Origin of the sequence: Streptomyces sp. CA-294286 (assembly GCF_050947155.1) — a bacterium.
GTDB lineage: Bacteria > Actinomycetota > Actinomycetes > Streptomycetales > Streptomycetaceae > Streptomyces.
Genome location: NZ_CP192005.1, coordinates 6,173,066 through 6,188,367, shown reverse-complemented (window position 1 = coordinate 6,188,367; position 15,302 = coordinate 6,173,066). Strand labels below are relative to the sequence as shown.

14 protein-coding genes and 2 pseudogenes are annotated in these 15,302 nt (G+C 68.9%); 10 read left to right on the top strand and 6 right to left on the bottom strand.

Going from position 1 to position 15,302, the window contains the following annotated elements:
- Window positions 1–445: 445 nt before the first annotated feature.
- The 5 genes and pseudogenes from ACQPZG_RS32030 to ACQPZG_RS32010 form a co-directional block, all read left to right on the top strand.
- A pseudogene (locus ACQPZG_RS32030) lies at window positions 446–721 on the top strand (ABC transporter ATP-binding protein); the annotation flags it as partial.
- A 266-nt stretch (window positions 722–987) separates the two neighbouring features.
- Window positions 988–2,808: an ATP-binding cassette domain-containing protein gene (locus ACQPZG_RS32025; protein WP_433549629.1), complete on the top strand. Its 1,821-nt coding sequence runs from the start codon at window positions 988–990 to the stop codon at window positions 2,806–2,808.
- Window positions 2,809–2,999: 191 nt separating this feature from the next.
- Complete coding sequence (locus ACQPZG_RS32020; RefSeq protein ID WP_433549176.1) at window positions 3,000–3,539, top strand: NUDIX domain-containing protein; 540 nt, start codon at window positions 3,000–3,002, stop codon at window positions 3,537–3,539.
- Between the two features lie 243 nt (window positions 3,540–3,782).
- Window positions 3,783–4,634 (top strand): class I SAM-dependent methyltransferase, encoded by an 852-nt coding sequence (locus ACQPZG_RS32015; RefSeq protein ID WP_433549175.1) that lies wholly within the window; start codon window positions 3,783–3,785, stop codon window positions 4,632–4,634.
- Window positions 4,631–5,236, top strand: a complete 606-nt coding sequence (locus ACQPZG_RS32010; RefSeq protein WP_433549174.1) for an NUDIX hydrolase — start codon at window positions 4,631–4,633, stop codon at window positions 5,234–5,236. The genes ACQPZG_RS32015 and ACQPZG_RS32010 overlap by 4 nt, the downstream gene beginning before the upstream one ends.
- A 631-nt stretch (window positions 5,237–5,867) precedes the next feature.
- Here the strand turns inward: ACQPZG_RS32010 and ACQPZG_RS32005 are convergent.
- The 6 genes from ACQPZG_RS32005 to ACQPZG_RS31980 all read right to left on the bottom strand — a co-directional run bounded on the left by ACQPZG_RS32005 (window position 5,868) and on the right by ACQPZG_RS31980 (window position 10,630).
- Window positions 5,868–6,260: a hypothetical protein gene (locus ACQPZG_RS32005; protein ID WP_433549173.1), complete on the bottom strand. Its 393-nt coding sequence runs from the start codon at window positions 6,258–6,260 to the stop codon at window positions 5,868–5,870.
- 423 nt (window positions 6,261–6,683) lie between these two features.
- Window positions 6,684–7,211, bottom strand: a complete 528-nt coding sequence (locus ACQPZG_RS32000) for a GNAT family N-acetyltransferase (protein WP_433549628.1) — start codon at window positions 7,209–7,211, stop codon at window positions 6,684–6,686.
- A gap of 222 nt (window positions 7,212–7,433) precedes the next feature.
- Entirely contained in the window at window positions 7,434–8,372 is a 939-nt protein-coding gene (locus tag ACQPZG_RS31995) for a hypothetical protein (protein ID WP_433549172.1), read from the bottom strand.
- A 69-nt stretch (window positions 8,373–8,441) separates the two neighbouring features.
- Window positions 8,442–9,635, bottom strand: a complete 1,194-nt coding sequence (locus ACQPZG_RS31990) for an MAB_1171c family putative transporter (protein WP_433549171.1) — start codon at window positions 9,633–9,635, stop codon at window positions 8,442–8,444.
- Window positions 9,632–9,955 (bottom strand): secondary metabolite protein, encoded by a 324-nt coding sequence (locus ACQPZG_RS31985; protein ID WP_433549170.1) that lies wholly within the window; start codon window positions 9,953–9,955, stop codon window positions 9,632–9,634. Before ACQPZG_RS31985 ends, ACQPZG_RS31990 begins: the two co-directional genes overlap by 4 nt.
- A gap of 234 nt (window positions 9,956–10,189) precedes the next feature.
- A complete protein-coding gene (locus tag ACQPZG_RS31980; RefSeq protein WP_433549169.1) occupies window positions 10,190–10,630 on the bottom strand; it encodes a helix-turn-helix domain-containing protein in 441 nt (146 codons plus the stop codon).
- 911 nt (window positions 10,631–11,541) lie between these two features.
- On the opposite strand from ACQPZG_RS31980, the gene ACQPZG_RS31975 reads away from it, so the two are divergent.
- The 5 genes and pseudogenes from ACQPZG_RS31975 to ACQPZG_RS31955 all read left to right on the top strand — a co-directional run.
- Window positions 11,542–11,793 carry a transcriptional regulator gene (locus ACQPZG_RS31975; RefSeq protein WP_433549168.1) on the top strand — a complete coding sequence of 84 codons (252 nt, stop codon included), beginning with the start codon at window positions 11,542–11,544 and terminating at the stop codon, window positions 11,791–11,793.
- Window positions 11,793–12,830, top strand: a complete 1,038-nt coding sequence (locus ACQPZG_RS31970; protein ID WP_433549167.1) for a hypothetical protein — start codon at window positions 11,793–11,795, stop codon at window positions 12,828–12,830. The genes ACQPZG_RS31975 and ACQPZG_RS31970 overlap by 1 nt, the downstream gene beginning before the upstream one ends.
- Window positions 12,830–13,561, top strand: coding sequence for an ATP-binding protein (locus ACQPZG_RS31965; protein WP_433549166.1), 732 nt, complete (start codon window positions 12,830–12,832; stop codon window positions 13,559–13,561). The genes ACQPZG_RS31970 and ACQPZG_RS31965 overlap by 1 nt, the downstream gene beginning before the upstream one ends.
- Before the next feature lie 138 nt (window positions 13,562–13,699).
- Window positions 13,700–14,290 (top strand): WhiB family transcriptional regulator, encoded by a 591-nt coding sequence (locus tag ACQPZG_RS31960; RefSeq protein WP_433549165.1) that lies wholly within the window; start codon window positions 13,700–13,702, stop codon window positions 14,288–14,290.
- 110 nt (window positions 14,291–14,400) lie between these two features.
- Window positions 14,401–14,715: pseudogene (locus tag ACQPZG_RS31955) on the top strand (DUF2637 domain-containing protein); the annotation flags it as partial.
- Window positions 14,716–15,302: the final 587 nt, after the last annotated feature.

The window sequence follows — 15,302 nt, the reverse complement described above, 5'->3', positions numbered from 1 at the left end:
ACGCCCGGCCCTGGCCGACGGCCTCGGCGTCCCGCACCGGGCCTGCGCCCCGCCCAGCAGGCTGCCCAGTCTTACACGGTCAAGAACACCGCCGTTCCGGATACCGCGCGGCTGGCGACCATCGACGGTGACTGCCGGATGCGAGACGCCGCGGTCGGGGCCACCGTGGCGGCAGGAAGGAGTGGGCCGCGGTGCTCGTCGACCACAGCGTCGCCGCGCTCGTCGTGGACATGGCCCACGGGCACGCGCGGGCGCCACTGTCGGCGTTTCGGCCAACCGCTTTGTTGCGCAAACCTGTTGCGGGGATTGGGTCCGTGCATTGCCCATACGGCTCCGGCCGCTCTATCTCGGCAAATCCGAAGCGACTCAAATACACCAGTTCGATATCTCGGCGTGGTCGTTGAGCCTCACGACAACGCTGGACGATCGTTTAGGGGGACCCGCCTTGGCCTCGGCCGCAACGAACGAACAGCAGAAAATCGTGCCTCCGCCGCCCCCGCCAGCGGAGATCACGTGCAGCGGGCACTACTCCGTCAATCCGCTCGCCGAGGTCTCTTTCCGGCGGAAGTGCGTCCAGATTGCGGCCGTCCTGGACCGGATCGCGCGGCTGTCGTGGCGAATCGACCGGCGGGCCGTGCAGCTCCTGTTCGGCTGCCAGGTAGTCACGGGCGTCTCTGCCGCCGTACTGCTGGCTGCCACGGCCCGAGCCATGGCACGTGTTCCGTCCCCCGCACCCCGCCGCCTGCCCTCTCTCTCCACTGCTTTAAGGAGGCAGCCGTGACGGACACTCCTCCTCCCGCCGGGTGTGTTCCCGCCCCCCGCGGAAGTGCCCTGCCCCTTCCCCCTTCAACCGCCCGGGCGGCGCCGGAGAGCACGGAACCGGGCGGGGAACTCACGAGCGCGTACTGGTCGACGTGGGACGGGGCGGCGGCGCGCACGAGCATGTGGCGCATCCTGCGGCGTCTTCCCCGGATCATGCGGCGGGTGATGCTGCTGTCCTGGCAGGCCGATGCCCGCGCCACTCTCGCCGTCAGCGTGCTCCACCTGTCCTCCGCGGTCATGGCCGCCGGTGGGCTCCTCGCCTCGATCGGGGTCCTGCAGGCCCTGTTCGCGCAGGGCGCCACCCCCGACCGCGTCCGCGCCGCGATCCCCTCCCTCCTCCTGGTCGCGGTCCTCCTGATCCTCCGCGCCGTGCTCGACACCGGGATCTCCCTGTTCCAGGCCCGGCTGTCCCCCAAGATCAACCGGAAGGTCGAAACGGAGTTCTTCTCCGCGACCGCCCATGTCCGGCTGGAAGCGGTCGACGACTCCACCTGGGCCGACGACTCCAACCGGGCCAACGACCGCGGCCTGTACTACGCGAAGGAGTCCATCAACCAGATCCTGGAGCTCACGTCCGCGCTGCTGGGCCTGCTCGGCGCCGCCACCGTCCTCACCTATCTCCACCCCCTCCTTCTGCCGTTGCTGCTCGCTTCGGTGATCCCCCAGGGGCTGGCGTCGGTGCGCTCCGCGCGCGCCCGCTTCCTGAGCCGGGTCCGCCAGAGCACGCTCCAGCGCCGGGTTTGGCTGCTGACCTGGCTGCTGCGCGATCCCGATGCCGCCGCCGAACTGCGTTCCTCAACCGCCCAGTCGGCCCTGCTGGGCGAGTACGCGCGCCTCGCCCAGCACATCGAGGCCGAGAACATCCGCCTCGGCCGCCAGGAGGCGAAAACCGGCCTGCTCGGACGGGCGGTCGGCGGACTGGGCACCGCCTTCACCTACACCGCGCTGGCCTGGATGCTGATCGTCGGCTGGCTGCCGCTGGCCGCCGGTGGCGGCGCCTTCCTCGCGATCCGGGCCAGCCAGTCCACTCTCACCCGTATCGTGCTGGCCACGCACCTCGTCTACGAACACGCCCTGTGGGTGGACGACCTCCTGGACTTCCTCGACCGCTGCAAGGCACGCATGCCGCGCGTCACCGGGCGCACCGCACCGGCGGGGGTCAAGACGATCCGCGTCGACCACGTCACCTTCACGTACCCCGAAGCGCCCCAGCCCGCTCTCGACGGGGTCTCCATGGAGCTGCGCGCCGGTACCACCGTCGCCTTCGTGGGCCCCAACGGAAGCGGGAAGTCCACCATGTCGAAACTCCTCGCCGGGCTGTACGAGCCGTCGTCCGGAAGGATCGAGTGGGACGGCGTCGATGTCCTTCAGGTGGACGCCGAAAGCATCCAGTCACAGGTGGCCATGGTGCTCCAATCGCCGGTCGAATGGCCGCTGTCGGCGCTGGCGAACACCACGATCTCCGCAGGAACGATCACCGAAGCCGACCCTGAACGCGCCCACCGTGCGGTAACCGCCTCCGGCGCCGACCGGATCATCGCCAAGCTGCCCCAGCTGTGGGCCACGCCGCTGTCCAAACGCTTCAAGGGCGGCCAGGAACTCTCCGGCGGGAACTGGGCCAAGATCGCCGTCGCCCGCGGACTGTACAAGGACGCCTCTGTACTGCTCCTGGACGAACCGACCTCCCACATGGACCCCTTCGCCGAACACGACGTGTACGAGGCGGTCCTGCGCGGCCACCGCCGCGGCGACCGGATCACCGTCCTGGTCTCACACCGTCTCGCCAACGTCGTCGAGTGCGACATGATCTACGTCTTCCAGGACGGCCGCATCACCGAACAAGGCGACCACGCCTCGCTGATGGCCCGCGACACGGCGTACAGGCGCATGTTCACTCTCCAGGCCGCCGCCTACCGGCAGGCCGAGACCGGCGAAGAGGCTGTGGCGCAGTCGCCGCCGGGAGCGGTGCAGGGCGGGCCGCAGTGACGACCTCCGCATCTGCTGACAGCCTGAGGCGGCATACGGATCCGGGGCGCACAGGCCGTACCGGTCGCCGGCCGCTACCACGATCAGCCGATCGTCGTCAGCTGCGCCCTGCTGTGCGCCCTCACCATTCTCAGCCCCCTCGCCCTGCTGATCGCGGCAATCACCTTGGGCCACTTCTTCGAGGAGTCACCATGATCGACGGTTGGAGTACGGTCTCGTCGACCGTCCAGTACACAGGGGTCCGAGTGGTGGTGCGCCGCGATTCGGTCCGGCGCACCGACCAAAGCCTGGGGACCTACGAGTACACCGAGTCGGTCGACGGCGTACGCGTCGTGGCCCTCGACGACCGGGGTCGGATCGCTCTGGTGGAGGAGAGCGTCTACGTGTGCGGTCAGCGGCTGCTGATGTGTCCCGGTGGCGGGTGTGAGCCTGGCGAGGACCCGCTGACGGCTGCACACCGGGAACTGGCCGAGGAGGCCGGCATCCGCGCTGTCGAGTTCGAGCTGCTGACGAAGATGTGGAGGATGCCTGCCGGCGCGCGAACCCGTGAGCATCTGTACCTGGCCCGGCAGCTGAGCATCGGCGAGCACCAACGGGACCCGAGCGAGGCCGATATGCAGCTGCGCCGGGTCGCCTTGAAGGAGGCGGTAGCCATGTGTGGCGACGGACGGATCACCGAAGCCGGGACCCTCGCGGCCGTCTTGCTCACCGCGCAGCGAACCGCTACGTAGCCCACGCTCCCTGGGAACTCGCTGGGGCTGTGGTGACCCGAACCAGGGCCGTCACGGAACGTCGGCGCGACCCCCGGGACATCTGGACGGAGGTCCAAGATGTCGCTGAACTGCGTCTGCTGCCTGTGCCCCAGACGTCTACCAGCTCCACTTCAACACCGACGCCATCCCACGGGTCCCGCGCCCGGCTAGCGCCCTGACCTGTCAACTTTTCCCCGTTGCTGACGAGACTGGAGATGCACGATGATCCGCCCCGCCCAACCGGCCTCAGCAGCCGTCTCGGACGAAGCCCTGTTCGGGCCCGAGGCCGCCGACTACGCCCGCTATCGCCCCGGCCTTCCGGACGCCGCGGTCGCTCTCCTGGCCGCCACCCAACACGGCCTTCCCGACCCCGTCCTTTTGGACCTGGGGACCGGCACCGGCCAAGTGCCTCGCGCGCTGCTGCCGGTCCTGCACCGGCTTGTGCATATCGAGCTGGTCGACGTGAACCAGCGCATGCTCGAAGCGGCCCGCGCCGCACTCGAACCGGTCCGCGGCGCGTGCACGGTTGGCGTCTATACCGGCGCCGCCCACTCCTTCGCGCGCGCAAGTTCCGGCTGGGCACCCACCTTGATCACCTGCAGCCGCTCCTTCCACTGGATGGCCCGCCCGGAGGTTCTGTCCATGGCGGACCGGGTGTCCGCGCCGCACGCCGTCGTGGCGATCATGGGCGACGGGAGCCTGTGGACCCATCAGGCCGAGTGGACGGCCGCCCTGCGGGAGCTGGTCCAGACCTACCTCGGGGAAGGCCGACGCGCGGGCACCCGCGGCACGTACTCCGGCCCAGGCAGCTCCTACGAGGACGATCTCGCCGACTCGGCGTTCAGCGAGGTGAACGAACACAGTTTCCCCATCTCCCGCACGTGGAGGCCCGAGGACGTCCTCGGCTACCTGCGCACCACCAGCTTTGCCCGCCCCGCCCTGTTCGCAGACCGCCACCACGAGTTCGAGACCTCCGCTCTCCGGCTGCTCCAGGACCATGCCCGCCTCGGCGTCCTGAAGGAGGACGCGGTCTTCAACGTGCTGCTCGCACGCCGCCCCCGCGGTGCCGCGTGAGCGCCACCCAGCGGCACACGGAGCCGCTTGACGTTCATCTGATCGCTGTGCGCGACGGTGAGGCCGGCCCCGAGGTGCTGTTGTCCCGGCGTGCCGGGAACGTGTACGCGACCGGATACTGGCATCTGATCAGCGGACACCTGAACGGCCCGTGGGAACACGTGGTCACAGCACTGGTGCGCGAGGCCCAGGAGGAGGCCGGTGTCGTCGTCGATCCGGCCGATGTCCGCGCGGCCGTCACGGTGCACCACCGCTCTCCCTCCGGCACCGCCCGCATCGGGATGTTCTTCGAGGTGACTCGCTGGGACGGCACCCCGAAGGTCATGGAGCACCAGGTTTGCGACGCCATGGGGTGGTTCTCATTCGACGCCCTTCCGGAGCCGATGGTGGCGTACTGCCGGGCCGGACTGGACGCCTACCGGGCCGGCGCGCGGATGGCCGTGCACTTCCAGGAGCCCGGCGACCCGATCGCCTACGACCAGTCCGCCGACCGGCTGGCCCTGGTCCCGGGCGGGTGGAGTGCGGCTGCGCACTCTGGCCCGGCTCCGCTCCATGCAGCGCCCCCGACCCTGCCCCGTCCACCACAAGGAGCAGCACGTTGACATCCACCGATCGCGACCAGTGGCAGCAGCACTACAGCGACGGGAAGGGGTGGCGGCCGCTCGGTGAACGCGAGCAGGAACTCCTTGCCGAGCACACCCCGGCTACCGACGGCGGCCGGGCTCTGGACGTAGGTTGCGGAACGGGTTGTGTCAGCAGAGTTCGTGTCCCCCGCAGGTCGTGTCGCTTTCCATCAGGGCCAGGTCTTGGGCGTGTGTCGCGCGACGACGGCCTGCCGTGTCCCATTCTACGCCGCAGCCTGTGGCGGACATCACGTCTCACCGAACTCTGCGGCTGTGGGTAGCGCTACGGGCGGAAAGCATCCGAGCGGATGGACTCGGTGCTGCCCGGCGGCGGGGCGTTCCGGACGGGAAAAGTGCGGCAGGTGTCGCAGCTGCTCTTCATCCAGACGCGAGACCCGCCTGACCATCGGCTGGTGACACCCCGGGACGGCGGTAGGCGGCAACGCTCATCGCCGTCCCGGCGAGGAGATCCCCGAGAGCAACACCAAGAGGCGGCTCCCGGCGTTCATCCGCCGGGAGCCGCTCGCCCTTAGAGTGCGGAACGTGAGCTCTTGTCCGTTTCGTAGTTGAGGTTGGACAAGGGTCGCTGGTCACGGGCGTGGGGTGGTCCTCAGGCGTCGGGGCGGGCGAACAAGCCGGGTTCGGTCTCGGTGAGGATGCCGCGGCTGACCAGGCGCTTCAGTTTCGAGCGGATGCCTTCGGTGTTCTTCGGGAGGATCGGCAGGTCGAGGGCCTGACACAGGTCGCGGGCACGCATCGGCCGGCCCGCGTCGGCCAGAGCGGTGAGGATCTGTTGGTAGGCGGGGTGGTCCGGGATGTCGGGTCGGTCCGGCTCGTTGGCGGGTGCGGGCGGGGTGAGCGTGAGGAGGGTCTTGCGGGTGATCCGCAGGTTCTCGCTCTCCGTATCGATCTCGCCGAGCTGCCGGGTGAGTTCCTCGATCCAATCCCGCAACTGACCGGCCTGCTCGACCAGTTCACGCTCGCGCGCCTTGATGTGATCCAAGATGACCGCGACCTGCAGGTTCTCGCTCCTGCGGTCCTCCAGGAGGCGATGGTGTTGCCGGCGAGGCGGCGGCTCATGACGGAGGTCATCGCCCAGAAAACGCGGGAGCGGGAGGAGGCGAGCCGGTGTTCGTAGTCGCCGACGTGGGTGAGGGGGTCGTCCTTGGTCGCGGCACGGACACCACGCACAAGCTCGGCGAGCTCCGGGTGACGCTGAAGCGGAACGGGGATGTAGGCGTGGAGCAGGACGGCGTACGTCCGGCTTCCCAGAAGCCTTTGCCCTGCTGAATGTGAATGGCTTCATGGCGAGTCAACGTACCGAGGCGACCTCCAAGTCTGGTGGTGAACAGAGAGTTGATGCCTCGACGGCGCCCGATGATCTAGGCACCCGGCAGTTCGGCGCCGCGCGCGTCCCGCCTGACCGTCAGCGGCCATTGCCCAACGCGGCCCGGATGGCGGACGGACCGGTGAAGTCCTTGGCGAGGGCGTCAATGATGGCCTCATCGCAGACCTCGCCGAGCCAGTACCCGGCCTCACGCAGGGTCCCGACGGTGCGGAATCCGGCCTTCTCGTACGCGCGGATGCCGGCGGTGTTCGGGGCGAGGACTTTGAGCCAGACCATCCGCAGGTTGGTGATGTGGAAGGCATATTCGAGGGTGAGCTGGGTCGCTGCGGTGCCGAGGCCCCGACCTCGGGCTTCAGGCGCGAGCATGATCACGTACTCGGCGGTGCGTACGGAGTGGTCCGGCAGGAGCGTGGCGACGCCGGCGGGTGTCGGGGTCTCGTTCCTCAGGTCGTAGATGGTGAAGCGGATGTTCTCGCCGCGGAGTTGGTGGGCCATCCCGTCGGTGCGGGCTTCGAGGGACTCGGGGCTCTGGCGGCCGTAGCCGACGAGGAGGGTGGGGTCCTGTTCCCAACGCCAGAACGTTTCGGTGGCTTGTGCCCGGGTGATCCGTCCCGCCGCGGTGCCGCCATCACCCAGCTCCCGGCCGGGGCAGATGACCGTCACGCCTCCCGCTGCTGGTCAATCGCGTCCCAGGGCCCTTCCCACGGGCCCCGGCCTGTGGAACAGGGGTCTGCTCAGCGTGCGCGGCGCCCACCTGCTGCCTCACCTAGCGCCTGGTCCCCGCAGCACGCTCGCCCGGCCAGCCAGAGGGCTCCCTGCTGCTCGTGGTCAGGCAGCGTCGGTGCGGGGCGTGAGCAGTGCCGCGCGATCCGCCAGCGTGCATTCGTGTCCGGGCCCGTGGCGCGTGCAGTCCTCTGCGTGCGCCCTGCAGATGATCTCCGTCCAGAGGCCCAGCACAGCGAAGGTGGGCGAGTCGCACGCGAGCCGCTTCACCGACATGCCCGTGATTTCCAGAGCGGGGGGCGTGACGAATTCGCGCACGGTGCGGACCACCGTCCTGGGGTCGCGCAGTAGGGGCAGAATGCGGGTGTACGGGAGGGTATGGATCGTGTCGGTCGTGGTTCCAGCCTCCCGAGCCAGCCGGTGGAGCACAGCGCCGAGGACGAACACGGTGCCTCGCTCCCCCAGCAGCTCGTGTCCCTGCAGTCCCTCGGCCTCGCATGCTTGCTGCCACCCGGCCCGCGCCGCGGCGGCCTGCCGGGAATTCTTGCGCTGCCACCAGGTGGTCATCTGCTCAGCATGGGCCAGGCATGCCTCGGACAGGGTCTGACCACCGGAAAGGACGCTGTCACGTGCGTTCGCGTAGGCGTCGCCGTTGTACTCGGCGAGGACCAGAGCCGCCGTGCGGGCAGCCGTGCGCCGTTGCGCCACGGCCATCTGAGCAGCGGTGGCCGCTGGGTCCGCCGCTTCGGTGATGGCGCAAACCAGGAACCGGAACTCGCCCGACAGCTCTCCGACGGTGGCTCTGCTGGTCATGTGGTCGGGCAGGCCGCCGTCGTGCAGCAGCGCAGCGGTACGCCGTGTGATCTCCACGAGGCGCCCTACCGCCGCAGGGTCGGCGGCCACGGCGTCGAGGGCCGACTCTGCGCATCCCGTGCAGCCGGCGCCGACCGCCCCCAGGACCACGCCGAGCTGCTGCTGCCCGTGGACACTCATTCGGTCCGAGGGGCCGAGCGCGATGGGTATCTGCTCGTGACGATGGTGCATGGCATAGGTCTTTCGTGCTCGGTGCCGAGGCGTCGGCTGTGTGGGGAGTTGCTCGGTCAGGGCGCTCCGTCAGGTGCTGACGGGGGCGAGTCGGTTCGTACGGGTCGCTGTGGGGTGCAGACGGCGGGCGACCGCGAGCAGTGCGTCGAAGTCGTCCTCGATCCGGCCTGTCTGGCGAGACGCGTCGGCGAGTTCGACCGTCTGCTCAGGGCGCGTGTCCTGAGCGCGGGCAATGATCGCCGCCTTGATCTGGTCGGCGGTGACAGCAGCGGCCAGCTCGTCATCGACCAGCCCGTTCACCCGGTGTCGGGCTTCGCTGGCCTCACGGACCTCGGCGTCGAGGTACGGACTGATCATGAGGTGGCCGTCGTGGATCTCGATGGTGCGGCGGTAGAGCTTGATGGTGATGCCGCTGAAGTGCCGGCGGTCGGCGGCGTCGAGGGGCAGTGCGATCTCGGGGGCCTGGCTGTAGTAGGTGAGCCACAGCGGGCGCAGGCCGTGGTAGCTGCGGTGCTGGCGGATCCAGTAGCGCAGGCGGTCGCCCTGGTCGGAGAGCGTGGGGATCAGCCAGCCCAGCAGGGTGAGGAGCGCTCCGCCGTCGCCGCACATCCACGCGATCGTTTCCCAGCGCTCGAAGGAGATGTCGAAGTTGGAGGCGATGACGTGGCCCAGACGTACGGCGCTGGAGCCGAGGGTGACGACGGCCCCGACTACGATGACGCGCAGCCCGACGCGGACCGATGCACGAGAGCTTCGGTTCGCGAGGTTCCAGCAGGCACGGGCGAGGAGCAGCTCGCCGACGGTGTAGGCCGTGCAGTACAAGGTCAAGTAGGCGGCGTACCCGTTATCGGGTGCGTAGTAGAGGGTGAAGTCCGCTAGCCGTTGCACGGTGGGCGAGAAGAGTGCGAACAGGAGCCACAGGCTAGTGATCGCCGCGAGGCCGACGGCGAGCCAGCGCTTCGATGCCGCCTGGGCTACGTCCGGGGGTGATCCCCAGTGGGTGAGAACGACCTGCTGGCAGGCCAGCAGCGCGAGCACACAGCTCTGGGACAACGGAACGGTGAGATTCGCGGTCCCCAGAAGCTGGTCGAGCAGTCGTCCCGTCGAGGTGAGCGCGAAGAAGAACGACAGCATGGACAGCATGAAAACGAGGGACAAGAACGCGGAGGCGGTGTCCCGGCGCCGCACGGGGAGGTCGCGCAGCAGGCACAGGAATCCCGCGGCTGCCACGGCAAGGCAGAGCAGGTGGGCGTTGTTCTTCACCGGGTTTCCCGCCGGCGCAGCAGCGTGTGCGTGACCCGGTCCTGGACCTCGTCGCCGGAGGGCTCGTCGCTGTAGCGCCGGTGGTCGATGATCCGGCGCTGGAGCAGCGAAGCGAGGCGCTCGGTGTCGCGCTCCTCGGCCTCCTCGTACGTTGTCCGCCCGAGCATGAACCGTACCGCCGCGGGATCCAGTGAGGGGAACAGCGACGAGTCCACCGCGGAGGCCCGCTCCGATTCGTGGTGCCCCAGCAGAAGATGCGAAAGCTCGTGGGCAATAATGTGATCTTGGTGCAGCAGGCTTGTCCGCGGATTGTAGAACACGTAAATCGTGTCCTTGGTGACCGCGGAGGCCCCGCACCCCGAGAAGCTCCGCCCGCTAGGCCGCAGAACCACTTTTCGACCTACGCGCCGGGCCACCTCGTCGCACAGGTCGCGGATGCTGATTACGGCGGGAAGATTCAACTCGGACAAAAAGCCGCTTCGGCGCCGACGACGGGCAGACCACATTCTTCTTAACGTCCTTGATCATTAACCTGAACTGTGCCCAGAAATGGGCTACTTGGAAGACGAGAGGCCCTCGAACTTCCGCACTTCTTCGACGACCCCAAGCACCATCTCTACGCCACCGTCAGAAAGTCCGGCCATCCGGAGTAGCACTTTCTCGATGCCCGCATCCCGCATCAAACACAGGCGCTCCAGTTCCGCCACGGACGCAGCGGCCACGTTCGCGTCAAACCAGTACTCCGGACTCACACCGAAGAGCTTGGACAGAATCTCCAGGACGTCCATCCCCGGGCTGCGGGTCTTACCAGTCCGCAGATTCTTCAAATGCGTGTGGCTCAGGGTCCCCAGCCCGCGCTCAGAGACGAGAGCGGAGAGCTCCTTGTCGCTGTACGGGCCACGGTGGGGCGGGTGGTAGACGTCGATGAGGCGATTGAGCCGCTCTACGAACGTAGTTGGCATAGGGCGCACCGCCTCCCCTTCCGAATCACTCATGATCACTTTCCAGTAGGTGGGGGCTGGAAACCAAAGTTACCTCATGAGTCGGCCTTGGAAACAATGGTTGACGCCTTGGCCCCGGTGTGGAAAGTTCTCCCTGTCACCCGAAACGACACGTGTCATCGGGCAATCGCTTGCGCTACCCCTGTATCTACAGGGGTAGCCACGTGAAGCGGCGTGACGCCAATCACTCTCGCTCAGCGATTTACGTCACGTTGACATGCGGGCTCATTTAATTCGACTGGGAAGCGCGGGATGGCAGTGGAGCACAGCGTTCGCCTTGCAGTGCGGACACAGAAATCTGCGCACCCCTCCGCGGCCCTCACAGTCTGTAGCGTGCCGCCCAGCAACCAGCGATCTGCGTGCCCGAGCCATTTGTGTTTCTCGCGCCCGCGCAAGGCGATCTCACGGAGTAGGCGGCAGGGTCCCAACTTCGCGGGCTTACGAGCCTGAGAAGGCTGGCGCTCGCGCCACTGGCTCCATGTCGGCTTAGTCGCTGCTCGACGTAGTTCGCACCTGCGTCGGTCGCGCCCGCCTCGCCGTGCCTCGAAGTCCAGGTCCTTGTGGGGCAGTTCTTTAGCTATGCCTAGCTCTCTGCCCGGCCTCTGCATATGTTTCGTCTCGGCCGGAGGGCAGCAGCCCGCCTGAATGAGCAAGCGAGGAAACGCAGATGAGGGCTCGCCCTTCGACCGGCTGGGACAAAAAGGCGCCGACGACTGAGAGTTCGCACCTCTCAGACGCCGACGCCCGGTGACACTCCTGGCCCTCGCAAGGCTGGAGAACCACCTATCACTCCGCACCGGCCCTTTGCACGGGGCATACCGGTGCGCTACTTCACGGGAGAGTGTTGCATGTCCACACCCCTACGCAAAAGGGGCGAAGCTGAAGCCCCTACGCTGCGGGCCCGCATGCTGGCCACACGTCTGAGCGTGATGATGCCCCAGACCGTGAGGCTGTGTATCGCGCTGCAGGACGGCCGGACCGCCTGGCCGCACCTGCACGTCACAGCGTCCGACGCTGCAGGCGCCGATGTCCGCATCAACCGGACCCAGGCGCAGACGGCTGCCCGCTGGATCATCCGGGCGCACCAGGACGCCGGGTGGCAGCGCCCTCGTACCTTCGACCTCCGCACCGCGACGCTGGACGGGGGTGCACGCTGATGGCACCCCGCATCCGCACCATCAAGCCGGAGATCGTCCTCTCGGAGGACCTGGCCTCGGTGAGCCTGACCGCCGAGCGGACCTTCGTGGGGCTGCTGACGCAGGCGGACGACTCCGGGCGCTACCGCGCGCACCCCGCGATCATCGCCGGACAGCTCTGGTCCCTGCGCCCCGAGCACACGGCGACCCACGTCGCCATGGACCTGGAGCAGCTCGACGACGCGGGGCTGATCTGCCGATACACGGGATGCGACGGGCGCCTGTACCTGCACATCGTGACCTGGGCACGGCATCAGCGGATCGACCGGCCGTCGGCCTCGCGGTTCCCTCGATGCCCGCGCCACCAGGCAGCGGCGGCCTGCGGCGGGTGCTCGTCCGAGCAGTGCCCTCAGCCCTCGAAGTACGCCCGTCCGCAGGATTCGTCGAGCCTTCCCGGAGGGCTCGATCGCCCGGTTTCGGCGAGCACGTCGGCGGCGGCCTCGGAGGACGTCGCGGACTCCAGCTCCCCGGCCGCAAGTGCGGACGAGTCGGGACGACCCGTCTCGCGGCCTCACCTGGTGGCGGTTAAACCTGCAGGTCAGATGCCGATCGACGAGGGCTCGTCGCAACCTCGCGAGGACCTCCCAGAGCCCTCGTCGCCTGGATCTTGGAGCTTGGATCTTGGATCTTCCCTTACGGGGGGCGAGACGCCCCCGCCGGATGCCTCGCTCTCGGAGGTCTCGGCCAACGAGCTGCTGCGGGAGTACGTGAAGGCGTGCGCCGAGCGACCGCCCAAGCGGGTTCTCGATCACCTGGGGCGGGAGGCCAAGCAGCTCCTCGGTGAGGGCTTCGCCCCGGCCACGGTGCGGGCCGCGATGGACCAGCTGCGGGCCAAGGGCCTGCACCCCAGCACCCTCGCGAGCCTGGTGAACGAGCTGGTCAACGCCACGCCGTCCTCCGCCTCCGGCGCGGGGCCCTGGGCCAGCACTCGCCCTGCCCACACGCCCTACCGCAACACCACCGCACCGGCCCCGACGACCTTCGGGGTGACCCTCTGATGCGTACGCACACCGACCCGCAGCAAGCGGGAGAGCACACGGTCGTAACGACGTGGCGGGCCCGGCTGAGCGCACGGGGAGTCGCCTTCGACGGCCCCGCGATGCCGGACCCGCTGGACCTGACGCCGGCCCTCGATGCCGCGCAGGCCCGGATCCCGTACGACTACCAGCAGGCCAGGGCCGACCACCCGGTCGTCGCCGCGTGGGTAGCCAAGATCGCCGAGGCTGCTGTCGCCGCCGACCGCGGTCGTCGCGGACGCCGTGAGATCACCCACGGGCCCTCCCTGCTGCTGTGGGGTCCGACCGGCACCGGCAAGACGCACCAGGCGTACGGGGCAATCAGGGCCCTGACCGCCGCCGGGTGCGGAGTGCACTGGCGATCGGCCTTCATGTCGGACCTCTTCGCCGAGATGCGGCCCCGGCCGGGCATCGATCCGGAGTGGATGCTGCGCCACTACATGCGCGCCCCGCTCCTGCTCCTGGACGACCTCGGTGCCCCGAAGCCCTCGGAGTGGAACGAGGAGCTGACGGTGCGACTGCTCAACCACCGCGCCGAGAATCGGCTGCCGACGATCGTGACGACCAACCTGCCGCCGGTCCGCACCCCGGAGCTGGACCCCCGGCAGGAGGTCCTTCGCGACCGCATCGGCGACCGCGCACTGTCCCGGCTCTCCGGCATGTGCGTCCAGGCCCAGCTCAACGGCCCCGACCGCCGATACCTGCGCGCCTGACCTTCCCCCGCTTCGCTCCCCCCGGCACGGCACCCGAGCCCGCTGCCCCTGCCCGCCTACGCCAGGCCCCACCATCGCCCTCCCCTGCCCCGGAGCGCGAGTGGTGAGCGCGCCGGCCGAGGCACATCGGAGATTCCCATGCGTACGATCACCACCCACGCCAACCCGACGACCGGGTTGCGAGGTGCCAACGAGCACCACTGGCGCAAGCGAGCCGCCTGCTACGGCATGGATGCCAAGCTCGCCGACGCCCTGTTCTTCCCCACTCCGCGCGATACCCGCTCGATCGACCAGGCCAAGGCGATCTGCGGACCGTGCCCGGTCCGGCAGGCTTGCTTCGACGCCGCGATGGACAGCGGAAGCGATCACGGAATCTGGGCGGGGCTGACGGAGTACGAGCGTGCTTCCTGGCACGCGAAGACCCGTGCGCGAATCGATTACAACCGAATCCACGCGTTCCTCGACGGCCGTGCGGTCGCCCTCTCCCACGGCGAACGCAAAGCCGTCGTACGCATCGCCTGCCAGCGCGGCTGGGACGCCGAACGCATCGGCTACCTCCTGGGCCACAACCTGGAATACGCCCAGAAGCTGATGCGTGAGGCCGAGCGTGAGATCGCCCGCGCCAAGAACGCAACCAACACCACCCCGGAGGCTGCCGCCAACTTCAACGCCACGCCCCTCGACCACGAACGGCCAGCCGAGCTCGGCAACTTCGGGACGGCCGCGTGACCGACTCCCGCAGCGCGCTCGCTGTCGCGCCGATCGGCGCGTGGGACCGGCTGGCCATCGTCGCCCTCGGTGCCGCCGGCTGCGCGCTCTCGTACGACGCCCTCCAGCAGATGGCCGTCGCCATCCACGTCCGCGGGTTCCTCACCTACCTCTTCCCGCTGGTCATCGACGGCTTCATCGCCTACGGCGTGCGCGCGCTCCTCGTCCTGGCCGAAGCTCCCCTCCGGGCTCGGCTGTACGTGTGGATGCTCTTCGGGACTGCGACCTCGGCATCCATCTGGGCGAACGCCCTGCACGCGGTCCGCCTCAACCAGCAGACCACCCACCGCGGTCTGCAGCTGGGCGACACCGTGGTCGCCATCCTCTCGACGCTGGCCCCGCTCGCTCTGGCGGGCGCGGTCCACCTGTACATCCTCATCACCCGGCACCACCCTGCGGACCAACCTCGGACCGGACCGTCGGCGGACCAAGAGGCTGGCGTTCTCCTGGCGGACCGGTCCGCTGCCGATGCCACACGCGATGTGCCGACGGGCAGTGGTCCGAACTCGCAGACCGCGGACCAAGAACGGTCTGGTCCGGCCCCGGACGTCACAGCCGCAGGTGCGGGCAGCCGGAAGTCAAGCCACCCGATCGAGGCTCGGACGGACGGACCGGATGGCCCTTCTCCGGAGGCGGACCGCCACGCCGGTCGCGAGGCGAATCGCCAGAGCGATCTGATCCTGGCCCTCCCGGTGCCGACGGCGTCGGGCCAACCGACCGCATCGGCCACCGACCACCCCTCCGGACCGACGGACCGGACCACCACGGACCACCCCACCGGACCGACGGACCGGACCACCACGGACCACCCCACCGGACCGACGGACCGGACCACCACGGACCACCCCACCGGACCGACGGACCGGACCACCACGGACCACCCCACCGGACCGACGGACCGGACCACCACGGACCACCCCACCGGACCCACGGACCGGACCACCACGGACCACCCCACCGGACCCACGGACCG